This is a genomic window from Peptacetobacter sp. (assembly GCF_029264495.1).
In the GTDB taxonomy this organism is placed as follows: Bacteria; Bacillota; Clostridia; order Peptostreptococcales; family Peptostreptococcaceae; genus Peptacetobacter.
On record NZ_JARIBH010000040.1, the window covers coordinates 23,380 to 35,827 of the forward strand.

Here is a 12,448-nt window from a genome sequence, read left to right on the forward strand (position 1 = left end):
ATATAAAAAAAGAGTTATCTTTATAAAAGATAACTCTTTTTTTAGAAGTTTATTTTTTTTCTTCTCATATATATATTCATAACTAATCCTAAATTTGCCATAGATGTAAGCATTGAACTACCACCGTAACTAACAAAAGGCAATGTTACACCTGTTACAGGTATAACTGCTACTGTCATTCCTATATTTTGTATTATTTGATATCCAAACATTCCAAGTACACCTATTGCTATCAAAGTTCCATAAAAATCTCTAGCTTGTTGTGCTGCATATATAATCCTAAATATAAAGGCTATATATAGACCTATTAAAATTGTCATACCTATCGCACCAAGTTCTTCTCCAACTACAGCAAATATAAAGTCAGAATCTTGTACCGGTAAGAAATCTTCTTGGTTTTGACTTCCCTGATAAAGACCTTTACCTGTTATACCTCCAGATCCAATTGCTATTAAGGATTGCATAACTTGATAGTTCCCTTTTAAAGTAACATCTTCTGGATGTAAAAATGCTTCTATTCTTACTTTTTGATGGTCTGCCATAAGCATATACATTATAGGCATCATAGCTATTACTATTATAATCGTTCTTTTTATTATTTTGCTATCTAATCCAGCTGTGAATAACATTGCTGCTATTATACACATAAAAACAAGTGCTGTTCCAAGGTCTGGCTGTGCTAATAATAAACCTAAAAATGGTATTGCATACACGATTAAAGGCATTATATCTTTCAAAGTTCTCAATCTATCTCTTTTAGATTCTACTATTTTTGCATAACTAAGTATAAAGGTAAGTTTTACAATTTCTGAGGTTTGTAAATCTAGTGGTCCTAATTTTAACCAAGATCTAGCTCCTCCTCTTTCCGCCCCTATACCAGGTATTAAAACTACTGCAAGAAGAATCAAACTCACAAGATATAATTCTTTATAATATTTTCCAATTAAAGTATAGTCAACTAATAATATTAGTCCTATAATAATTGCTCCCATTCCAAACGCTGCACATTGTTTACCTATTTGGAAAAGAGCCCTTGTTGAATTTGTATTTAAATGAGTCGCACTACTCAATATAACAAGACCAAATCCAAATATCATAAGAACTATTGCAATTAATTTCCAATCTAATTGTTTAATTAATTTTAAACTTGATTTGTAATTCACCTAAATATCACCGTCCTTTTATTTAAGCTTTTGACTTAAACTAAGACCTAATTATTTATACTCTTCCTTTTAATGCTTTTAAAGGAATATTTGCTACAAGTGCAGACACTGGTTTATCAGTATCTTCCCCTCTGCATTTAGACATTTTTATTTCAAGTCCCTCTTTGTCTATTTCTGCATACTTAGATATAACTTCAATTATATCATTTTGTATTAACTCTACAAGCTCCGGAGAGCAGTCCACTCTATCGTGAACTAATACTAATTTAAGTCTTTCTTTAGCTATATTTTTACTAGATTTTTTATCATTTGAAAAACTTTTAAATATATCGAACACTAATTATTCACTCCCTATATTTATTTTGAAAAAACTCTTTTTAATTTTTGAAGGAAGCTTTCTTCTATTCTTAAATCTAATAGAGGTATTTCTTCTCCCATTATTCTTGCTGCAATATTTTTGTATGCTTGTCCTGCTTTAGATTTAGGATCCATTATGGCTGCTTCACCTTTATTAGTAGATATAATTACAGTTTCATCATCTGGAATCATACCTATTAATTCTATCCGTAAAATTTCAACAATATCATCTTTATCCATCATATCGCCTCGTTCTACCATATCATATCTAACTCTATTTATAGCCAATTTTATATCAGATATTTCATTTGCTTCAAGTAATCCTATTATTCTATCTGCATCTCTAACTGCAGAAACTTCTGGATTTGTTATTACAATAGCCTTATCTGCACCAGCTATAGCATTTTTAAATCCTTGTTCTATTCCCGCTGGACAATCTATTAATATATAATCAAAACTTTCTCTAAGCTGAGTGCAAAGTTTTTTCATTTGTTCTGGAGAAATTGCATCTTTATCTCTTGTTTGAGCAGCTGGTATCAAGTATAAATTTTCAAATCTTTTATCTTTTATTAAAGCTTGTTTTAATTTGCAATTTTCTTCAACAACATCTACTATATCATAAACAATTCTGTTTTCAAGTCCCATTACAACATCTAAATTTCTAAGTCCTATATCAGCATCTAAAACTACAGTTTTTTTCCCTCTAAGACTAAGTGCTGTACCTACATTTGCGACAGTAGTGGTTTTACCAACACCACCCTTTCCTGAAGTTATAACTATTACTTCTCCCATTTTATTCACCCCACACATAAATTTATTTACCAATTTGTGTTTCTAATATTATTCTATTTTCTGAAATAAAGGCTATTTCTGATTCTACCTTATCATTAACTTCATCTGATATTTCATTTTCTTCTGGTGCTTCAGCAATAACATCTGCAATTTGAAGAATAGTTGGACTCAAATTCTTAGCAGCTATATATGAAGATTTATCTCCGTCAGAACCTGCATGTACAAATCCAAATAAATTTCCAAATACAACTACATTTCCAGCTGCTACTGCTTTTGCACCTACATTCATATTTCCCATTATAAGAATATCTTTTCCAGAAACTATTTTAGAACCAGAATTCATATCAGACATTACAACTACATTTCCATCTGATTCTATAAAATCTCCAGATCTCATTTTACTTATATATTTAGTATATATTTTTTTCATTTCTATTGAAATATCATCTTCACTTTTTTTACTACTTTCTTCAATAAGTTTATTTTCTTGAATCTTTATATCATCTTTTTGTTTTTTATTTATTTTATATTTTTCATCTTCAGGATTATAAATATCTATATTGAACTTTGTAGTAATTAATTTTTTCAAATTATCTTTATTTTCTTCTGGTAAAAACTCTGATTCTATTTTATAAATTTTAGCACCTTCAAAAAATGATTTTGATGATTCTATTTTAGATATAACTGATTTTACAATAAAATCATAATCTTTTTCATCTTTTAAATCAATTATTATCCCTTTTTTACTTCCTTTAAATTCTATTTTTTCATATTCTGAATTCTTCAAAATATCCATCCTCCAAAATGTGCATTCTTAATCTCAAAATTAATTTTTAGCTTTTACACCATAATTTACCTGTTTTTCAGATTCTTCCTGCTGTTTTTTTTCTAGATACTGTTTTTCTTGTTCTTTTGTCATATTTAACTTTTGTTCTTTTGTTAATTGTCCATTATTATTTAAAAGACCAAAGTACTGACCTAAAACTTCTCTAACTGGGAACATAGAATAAACACTACTATCACCTTGTGGTATCATACATACTACTGCAATTTCTGGATCGTCTGCAGGAGCAAAGGCAACACTCCATGTGAATGTTCCATAATCATCTTTAAATCTATCGATTTGTTCGTCTGTTAAAGTCGGTTTAAGTTCTTTTATTGCTTTTCTTAAGTATTGAGAATTTATTTTATCAGTATCTTCAAGTTTAACTTCTATTTTTTTAGATAGTTGTTTTTCAATTTCTTCTTTTTCTTCTTTTTTTATAGACTTATCTTTTAATTTATTCTCTAATTCTTTTCTTTTTTCTTTAGATAATTCTTTTTCTTTTTTCGCTTTCATTTTATTTGCAAGTTTTTCAGCTTGTTTAATATCAACGCCATAAGAAGATGCATGAGATTTTAAGTATTGATACTCATTAGCTGTTGGTATTTTACCTGTCATTTCTGCTGATCCAGTTTTTGCTGCAACTGGTATTGGGAACTTAGACATTACTTTTGAACCAGTCCCTTTTGTAGCAACAAGCTTCATACCTTTAGTTAATTCTTTAAGTGATTCTGGATTTTTAAACGCTATTTTTTCTTTTTCTTTATTTTTATCAATTGTTACTGAACTATAATCACTAGAAACTATTTTATCAACTACTGATATATCTACTAAATATCCTCCATTAGCTATTGCTGCAACATATCTAGCTACCTGTGCTGGTGTATATGCATTTTCACCCTGACCTATACTAAGGTTGAAGGTATCACCAGTTCCCCACTTAGCTGAATTGAAATAGCTATATACTACTAAATCTGCTATTTCTTCAACTTTATCTTCTTTTACTTTTAATTTTCTTAATCTATCCATAGTCTCAACTCTTCCAGGTGTTTTTTCTTCACCTGACCAACTGACTATTTTGTCGATTCTTTTTTCATATTCATCTTTGTTTTTAGCTCTATTTATATCAGAAAAATCATTAGCCATTCTTTTATCTATATCAGCTCTTAACATATTTTGAACTGATTTTAATTTATCTCCAGTATTAGGAACTCTTCCAGCACTTTCTCCGATTTCGTCATCAAGACCCACTTTTTTATCAAAACCAAATAACTTAGCATATTTTAATATTTTTTCAGCACCCATATCAATATTTAAATCTTTATTAAGCATCCAGTTTCTTCCACTTCCTAATACAAAGAAATATATATTACATGATTCTTGTATTGCTTTGTATAAATTTGTCTGTCCGTGATTTCCGTGACCGTGGTTCCATACGTAATCCCCAAAAGTTTTAGTTCCAAATCTAATCACACCTGGGTCATTTATTGTATAACTAGGTTTTAGTCCACTTTCTAAAGCTGCCATTCCTGTAACCATCTTAAATGCAGATCCTGGCTGGAATGCACCATGAGTAGCTAAATTTATTAAAGCATTTGGAGCAAGAGTATCATTTTGATTTTCAGGTTGTAATGCTTTATAATCTTCTGTGCTAATTCCATTTGCAAATTTGTTCGGATCGAAGTCAGGATAACTCGCCATAGCCAATGTATCTCCAGTTTTTACATCTATAGCTATAATAGCTCCTGATTTTGCTTTAGGTACTGCCCCAGCACTTGCATCACCCAATTTACTATTAAGTGTTGCACCTGATTGTGCTTTTTTAATAACTTGTGTCAGAGCATCCTGTGCTACTTTCTGTAACTCCATATCAAAACTTAAATAAACTGTATCTCCAGAAACTGGTTCTTTTGAATCTAGTTCTCCACTTATACGTCCAAAAGCATCTACCTGTACTTGCTTATATCCATCTTTTCCTTTTAAGCGTTTTTCATAGTATTTTTCTATACCAGATAGCCCTACCATATCTTCTTTACTATATCCTTCTTTTAAGTAATCATCTATTTTTACAGAAGGTATTTTACCTAAATATCCTATGACGTGAGATGCCAATTCTTTATTTGGATAATATCTAACTGGTTGAGAATCTACACTTACTCCAGGTAAATTTATAGAATTTTCCTCTATTTGTGCGATTGTATTTTCCTTTACATTTTTTGCAATTGTAACAGGATTATACTGTGAATAACCTTGTGATTTAACCAAATCTTTTACTAACATTATCTTTCTAGCATCTTGGTTATTCATATCTTTATCTATATTCATTTTTTTACTATTTCTTAATTCTACAAATGCTTCTCTTGCTGTGGCTGTTTTATCTATTTTATATGATTCTAGCCAATCATATTTATCTCTTTGATCTGTAAATAGCCATTTACTTACTAATATAGGTGGATAATATCCCTTTTCGTTTAATTTTGATTGTAGTTCAACTGGATCTAAATCTCTATCTTCTCTTTTAAGTGTCCCTTCAGATATCAATCTATCTACAATTTCATAAAATGTCTTTTTTGCATTATATTTAAGTGGAATATTATTATCTTTTTTATAGTCGTTTATTGATTTATCAAATGTATAAAAATAATTTCCATTTTCCATATATATTGGAAATTCATCTATATATTCTTCTTTATTTTTTTCAAGAAGATTTATTATATTTAAAGCTATATCATTTGAAGTGAATTTAGACTTTTCATCTTTGTCCCTTTTGTTTAGACTATCTCCTGATATTTTAACTGCAAACTGATTCTTATTTCCTGCTAGAAGTCTTCCATATCTATCTCTTATTTCACCTCTTGGTGCTTCTATTGTAAGATTTTTATATGTTTTATTTTCTGCAAGTTCTGTATAATGCTGATTTTTTACAGTTGTAAGATATAATATTTTAGCTAATATTACAGCAAAAACAACAAGCACTATTTTTTTTATAGTGTCGAGCCTTGGTATATTTTTCTTTTCTTCCATAAAATCACCAACTATTCTTTACTTAGTTTCATAATAATTCCACCAAATAATTTATATATTAAATACCCTATAATAGTGTTTAATATTGGAAGTATTATAAATCCTTTTAAAATCATTATTAAAAATCCATCAGTTTTATAAGCTATAAGAGATGCTATAATCATTACTAATGATTGAAAAACTGTGGATATAGCTATTAAAGCCATTATCATACTAGTACTATTTATATAAAAATTCTTTTTATAGTGAGATATTGTATATGATATAACAGATAGTATAAGTGCATTTATTCCAACTATACCACCTACTGTGATATCAATTATAAACCCTAAAAGCAATCCTATTACACTTGCTTCTATTTCATCTATATAAAGAGATGACATAACTAGTACTGGCAAAAGTATACTAAAAGTTACTCCAAATATATCAATATAATTTATGATACTATTTTGAATAATTATAAGAAGAACTCCAGTAATAAAAAGCACTAATCTCTTCATAACATAATCTCCTTAACTTATTTTTCTTGGTTTTATAATCATTACATCATCAATATCTTTAAAATTAACATATGGTTTTATGACTACTGATTTAAGAGATTTGTTCTTATCATCTATAACTTTTTCTATTTCTCCAATAGGAATATCTTCAGGATATAATCCCATTCCTGATGTAACTATTGTATCACCTTGAACAACTTCATATCCAGAATCAAACATATAACCATTTAAAGTTCTATTACTTTCATATACTTTTTTATCTACTGCTGATGATGTATTACTTATAACACCTTTTGCTGCTGTATTATTTACTATTTTAAAACTTACTGCTGACTTGCTATCTAGTAAAGATATGGCTTTGCTACTATTTTTAGATACTTCGTATACTATACCTACTAGTCCTTTTCCATTTATAACTATACTATTTTTTTCAACACCATCGTTTTTACCTACATTTACAACAAAAGACTCATACCAATTTCCATCATTTTTTTCTATTATTGTTCCTGATACTATGCTTTTCATTCTATCTGTACTAACATAGTTTAATCCCTTTTTAAGTTCTTCAAGAGAATCTACTTTTGCAGATTTAGAATTTAATTCTATAATCTTTGCTTTTAGTTTTTCATTTTCTTTTTCTAATTCTCTCATTTTATTTCCATTTTTTCTAAAATTTGTAAAATCAGATATCCCTTGTTTTATAAATTTAGAAGCTGAATCTATAGGAGATGACGTTTTTGCGACTCCATCTGAAACAACACCTATAGAAAATGGAGACATTCCAGAATTTTTTATTGTAGATATGCCTACAATTCCAATTAAAGTGATAGCAACTACAATAGTTGCTACCACTTTTAAATTAACTTTCTTTTTCTTAAATTTATCAAATTTCAATTAAATCACCAACTTTATTTTCTAGCATTCATCATTAAAACTTTTTCAAATATTTCCTCATCTTCAACTGATTTACCTGTTCCTAAAGCAACACAGTCTAGAGGTGAATCTGCTATCTCAACTTTCATTCCTGTTTCTGATGCTATAAGTTTATCAAATCCTCTAAGTAATGCTCCTCCTCCAGTAAGCATAATTCCATTTTCCATTATATCTGATGCTAATTCTGGTGGAGTTTTTTCAAGTGTTGATTTTATTCCATCTATTATAGCATTTACAGGTTCTTTTAAAGCTTCTCTTACTTCTGTAGATGATATCATTATTGTTTTTGGTAATCCTGATATAAGGTCTCTACCTCTTATTTCCATTTCTTTTTCTTGATCATCTTTATAAGTTGATCCTATATTTATTTTTATATTTTCAGCTGTTCTTTCACCAATCATAAGGTTATATTCTTTTTTAACATATGCTACTATAGCATCGTCAAATTCATCTCCACCTATTCTTATAGATTTTGCTGCTACTATACCTCCTAATGATATTACAGCTATTTCTGAAGTACCACCACCGATATCTACAACCATATTTCCTTCTGGTTCTTCAACCTTAAGACCTGCACCTATTGCAGCTGCCATTGGTTCTTCTATTAAGAAAGCGTCTTTTGTTCCTGCTTGTCTAGCAGCATCTTCTATCGCTCTTTTTTCAACTTCTGTAACTCCAAAAGGTACACATATTGCAATTCTTGGACTTACAACACCTTTATTATCCGCTGCTTTTTGTATGAAATAGCTAATCATAGACTGAGTCACATCAAAATCCGCTATAACACCATCTTTCATAGGTCTTATAGCTACTATATTTCCAGGTGTTCTACCTATCATTCTTTTAGCTTCTTCACCTACTGCTAAAACTTCTCTACTATCATCTCTTATAGCAACAACTGAAGGTTCTCTTAATACTATTCCCTGTCCTTTTATATAAACAAGAGTATTAGCAGTCCCTAAATCTATCCCCATATCTTTTGTCATTTTTTGGAATCCACCAAATAATCCTTTTTTTTCTTTCTTTGCCATTTTACTTCTCCTTCCAATCTTAAAAGTATAACTAAATTAACTAAAATACTTAATTACATTTTTCCTTTTTCTTTAAAACTAAAATAAATTCCATCGCCAATTATTATATGATCTATTACTTCTATACCTATTATTTTACCACATTCTACCAATCTATTTGTAATATTTATATCTTCTAAAGAAGGTTCTACACTACCTGATGGATGATTGTGTATAAGAATAATTTTATTGGCACTTTTTTTTATAGCTTGTTTAAAAACTTCTCTAGGATGTACCAGTGAAGAATTTAAAGTCCCACAAGATATATTTATATCTGTTATTATTTCATTTTTAGTATTTAAAAGAACAGTCTTAAATACTTCTTCTTTTAAGTATCTCATTGATTCCATATAATATATGTATATATCCCATGGATTTTTTACTTGATACCTAATAACTTCAGATTCAGATACTCTTATACCTAGTTCTAGGGCAGCTTTTATAAGAGTTGCTTTAGATAATCCAATTCCTTCTATTTCACATAGTTCCTCTATTGATGCACTTTTTAAAAATCTAATTCCTTCATAATCTTTTCTTAATAATTCATAGGATAATTCTAAAACAGACTTATTTTTACTTCCTGTCCTTAAAAGTACAGCAATCAACTCTGCATTAGAAAGACTTTCTACACCATCTTTTAGCATTTTTTCTCTTGGGAATTCATCTTTAACACTATATTTTATATTTTGTTTTTTATTATCTTTCAATTTTTTAATTAAATAAATCTATTTTTATTAATTTCAAATAAATTTATACCAAATTCATTTTTAAATATTTCAGATGCATAAGATATTGGAAATCCAACTATATTGAAATAATCACCTTTTATATATTCTACAAGTATAGACCCTATTCCTTGTATTCCATAAGCTCCTGCTTTATCTTTGTATTCTCCAGTTTCTATATAAGCATTTATATCTTTATCAGATAACTCTTTGAATTTGACCTTACTTACACAAAAGTCTTTTATCTCTTTATTTTCATCTAAATAAATCATACTTATACCTGTTATTACACTATGTTCTTTTCCAGACATATTTTTTAACATTTCAAAAGCTTCTTTTTTATCATTAGGTTTTCCTAGTATTTGATTTTCTAATACAACTATTGTATCCGATCCTATCACTATACTACCTTTATTTTTCTTGGCTACATCAAAAGCTTTTTCATAAGAAAGTCTCTTTACCAAATCTTTTGGATTTTCATTTTCAATAATTGTTTCTTCAATACTACTTTTTATTATATCAAATTTTAGGTTCATATTCTCTAGAATTTCTTTTCTTCTAGGCGACCCTGATGCTAATATAATCTTCACTATCTCACCTCTTTAATCGCACTGTTTACGTACTTATTTAGTCTATCATTATATTATAAAAATTTCAATATATATGTCATGCTTTTTAGTTATACTGCGAATATTTAAATATTTTTTTTGAATATTATATGTATTTATTTTTGGTTTTAATTTTTCAGTAAATTTAATTTATATAATGTAAAATGGCAAAGAAAAATAAAAAATTATATTTAATTTTCAAAGAAAAAAAGAGATGTAGAATATTCTACATCTCTATTATTTACAAAAATAATCAATTTTATTTAATTACACTAATTTTATTGCTTTTTTAGGACATTTTTGCATACATAAGTGACATCCAACACATTTATCCTGATCTATTTCATGAGCTACTTTAAGTTCTCCTGATATAGCATCAAATTTACATTGTTTTGCACATATTGTACATCCTACACATAGATCTTTATCTATTGTTACTTTTTGTCTTTTTGCTAAATCTCCTGCTATTACTTTTGTTGGACATTTTTCAACACATACCATACATCCAACACATTTTTCAGGATCTATTTTAGCTATATTGTTTTCAACATGTACTGCATCAAATTTACAGTTTCTTTCACATAAACCACAACCAATACATCCAGCAGAGCAATTATCTTTAACTACTTTACCTTTTTGGTTATTGTTACAGTTAACTATTATTTCCTGAGAAGCTGGTTTTTCAACTATTAATCCTTTTGGACAAACTTCTCTACATTTACCACAGTTTACACATTTTTCTTCATCGACTACTGCTACACCATCTATTATATGTATAGCATCAAAAGCACAAACTGATACACATGTACCAAATCCTAAACAACCTTGTGCACATGATTTTTGTCCACCATTTAAAACTGATGCTGCTCTACATTCTTTAACACCATCATATTCAAATTTTTCTTTTGCTTTATCACAAGTTCCTTTACATATTACATGAGCTACTTTTCTTCCGCCTGATTCAGCTTCTACACCCATTATTGAACCTATTTTTTCAGCAACTGCAGCTCCACCTACTGGACATGCGTTTATTGGAGCTTCTCCTTTTACTATCGCTGCTGCACATCCACCACAACCTGGGTATCCACATCCACCACAGTTTGCTCCTGGAAGTGCACCAAGTATTTCTTCTTCTCTTGGGTCAACTTCAACAGCGAATTTTTTTGATGCAAAATCAAGAATTAATCCGAATATTAATCCTAATGCACCTAATAATACTACCGCTTTTAATATTTCCACTATTCTTCGCCTCCCCGTTTTATAACTTAATAAGTCCTGTGAATCCTAAGAAAGCGATTGACATTAAACCTGCTGATATTAATGTTATAGGGAAACCTTTGAAAGCTTCCGGAATATCTGACAATTCTAATCTTTCTCTTATACCTGCAAATATTACTATTGCAAGAGTAAATCCTATACCTGCTCCAAAACCATTTATTATAGTTTCTATTAAGTTGTATCCTTTATCTATATTAACTATTGCTATACCTAAAACCGCACAGTTAGTAGTTATAAGAGGTAGGAATACTCCTAGAGCCTGATATAAAGATGGACTCATTTTTTTGATTACCATTTCAACGAACTGAACTATAGATGCTATAACAAGTATAAACGCTATAGTTTGAAGATATTCAGTTCCAGTTTTTACTAATAATATCTGAATAAAATATGTTATAACTGATGCAAGTGTTAAAACGAATGTTACCGCAACTCCCATACCTACAGCAGTGTCAACTTTCTTTGAAACCCCAAGGAAAGGACATATACCAAGGAACTGAGATGTTATAACGTTATTTACAAGAACTATACTTAAAAATAATAGTACTAAATTCATTCACTTACACCTCCATTATGCCTTTTTATTTTTTATTTTATTGAATCCTGCGAATAAGAATCCTAAAGTTAAGAATGCTCCTGGAGGAAGTATGAATATTAATATTGGAGTAAAGTGTGCTCCAAATAAACTAAACCCAAATAAGCTTCCATTTCCAAGTAATTCTCTTACTGCTCCTATTACTGTTAGAGCTAATGTAAATCCTATACCATTTCCAAGACCATCTGCAGCAGATGCCACTGGTCCATTTTGACTTGCAAAACTTTCTGCACGAGCAAGTATTATACAGTTAACAACTATAAGTGGTATATATAGACCTAGTGCTTGGTCTAATACTGGTATATACGCTTTTAATAACATACCAACAATTGTAACGAATGTAGCTATAACGACTATAAAAGATGGTATTCTAACTTTATCTGGAATTACCTTTCTTAAAAGTGATATCGCTATATTTGAACATGTAAGAACTACCGCTGTAGATAGACCCATACCCATACCATTTATTGCTGAAGTAGTAACGGCTAGAGTAGGACACATACCTATTACCTGTACAAATGTTGGGTTTTCATCTATTAGTCCATTTTTAAAGACTTTACCGAAATTCATATAAAACCCT

13 protein-coding genes are annotated in these 12,448 nt (G+C 29.2%); all 13 read right to left on the reverse strand.

All coding sequences use genetic code 11. From position 1 onward, the window contains the following. Window positions 1-41 precede the first annotated feature (41 nt). The 13 genes from rodA to rsxE all read right to left on the reverse strand — a co-directional run bounded on the left by rodA (window position 42) and on the right by rsxE (window position 12,438). Window positions 42-1,163, reverse strand: a complete 1,122-nt coding sequence (rodA, locus tag Q1J78_RS03915) for a rod shape-determining protein RodA (protein WP_300276787.1) — start codon at window positions 1,161-1,163, stop codon at window positions 42-44. A 55-nt stretch (window positions 1,164-1,218) separates the two neighbouring features. Next, complete coding sequence (minE, locus tag Q1J78_RS03920) at window positions 1,219-1,500, reverse strand: cell division topological specificity factor MinE (RefSeq protein WP_300276789.1); 282 nt, start codon at window positions 1,498-1,500, stop codon at window positions 1,219-1,221. 20 nt (window positions 1,501-1,520) lie between these two features. Continuing rightward, complete coding sequence (gene minD, locus Q1J78_RS03925; protein WP_300276791.1) at window positions 1,521-2,312, reverse strand: septum site-determining protein MinD; 792 nt, start codon at window positions 2,310-2,312, stop codon at window positions 1,521-1,523. Window positions 2,313-2,334: 22 nt separating this feature from the next. Beyond that, complete coding sequence (locus Q1J78_RS03930; protein WP_300276793.1) at window positions 2,335-3,099, reverse strand: septum site-determining protein MinC; 765 nt, start codon at window positions 3,097-3,099, stop codon at window positions 2,335-2,337. Between the two features lie 39 nt (window positions 3,100-3,138). Further along, window positions 3,139-6,159: a penicillin-binding transpeptidase domain-containing protein gene (locus Q1J78_RS03935; RefSeq protein WP_300276795.1), complete on the reverse strand. Its 3,021-nt coding sequence runs from the start codon at window positions 6,157-6,159 to the stop codon at window positions 3,139-3,141. Between the two features lie 11 nt (window positions 6,160-6,170). Next, on the reverse strand, window positions 6,171-6,659 hold the full coding sequence (gene mreD / locus Q1J78_RS03940) for a rod shape-determining protein MreD (RefSeq protein ID WP_300276797.1): 489 nt from the start codon (window positions 6,657-6,659) through the stop codon (window positions 6,171-6,173). 12 nt (window positions 6,660-6,671) lie between these two features. Next, window positions 6,672-7,553 carry a rod shape-determining protein MreC gene (mreC, locus tag Q1J78_RS03945; protein ID WP_300276799.1) on the reverse strand — a complete coding sequence of 294 codons (882 nt, stop codon included), beginning with the start codon at window positions 7,551-7,553 and terminating at the stop codon, window positions 6,672-6,674. Between the two features lie 14 nt (window positions 7,554-7,567). Then, window positions 7,568-8,623 carry a rod shape-determining protein gene (locus tag Q1J78_RS03950; protein ID WP_300276801.1) on the reverse strand — a complete coding sequence of 352 codons (1,056 nt, stop codon included), beginning with the start codon at window positions 8,621-8,623 and terminating at the stop codon, window positions 7,568-7,570. A gap of 53 nt (window positions 8,624-8,676) precedes the next feature. Continuing rightward, window positions 8,677-9,369 carry a RadC family protein gene (gene radC / locus Q1J78_RS03955; RefSeq protein ID WP_330683199.1) on the reverse strand — a complete coding sequence of 231 codons (693 nt, stop codon included), beginning with the start codon at window positions 9,367-9,369 and terminating at the stop codon, window positions 8,677-8,679. Between the two features lie 8 nt (window positions 9,370-9,377). Continuing rightward, window positions 9,378-9,977 carry a Maf family protein gene (locus tag Q1J78_RS03960; RefSeq protein ID WP_300276803.1) on the reverse strand — a complete coding sequence of 200 codons (600 nt, stop codon included), beginning with the start codon at window positions 9,975-9,977 and terminating at the stop codon, window positions 9,378-9,380. A gap of 285 nt (window positions 9,978-10,262) precedes the next feature. Further along, window positions 10,263-11,234 (reverse strand): RnfABCDGE type electron transport complex subunit B, encoded by a 972-nt coding sequence (locus Q1J78_RS03965; RefSeq protein WP_300276805.1) that lies wholly within the window; start codon window positions 11,232-11,234, stop codon window positions 10,263-10,265. A gap of 19 nt (window positions 11,235-11,253) precedes the next feature. Then, a complete protein-coding gene (gene rsxA / locus Q1J78_RS03970; RefSeq protein WP_300276807.1) occupies window positions 11,254-11,829 on the reverse strand; it encodes an electron transport complex subunit RsxA in 576 nt (191 codons plus the stop codon). A 15-nt stretch (window positions 11,830-11,844) separates the two neighbouring features. After that, entirely contained in the window at window positions 11,845-12,438 is a 594-nt protein-coding gene (gene rsxE, locus Q1J78_RS03975) for an electron transport complex subunit RsxE (RefSeq protein WP_300276809.1), read from the reverse strand. Window positions 12,439-12,448 lie beyond the last annotated feature (10 nt).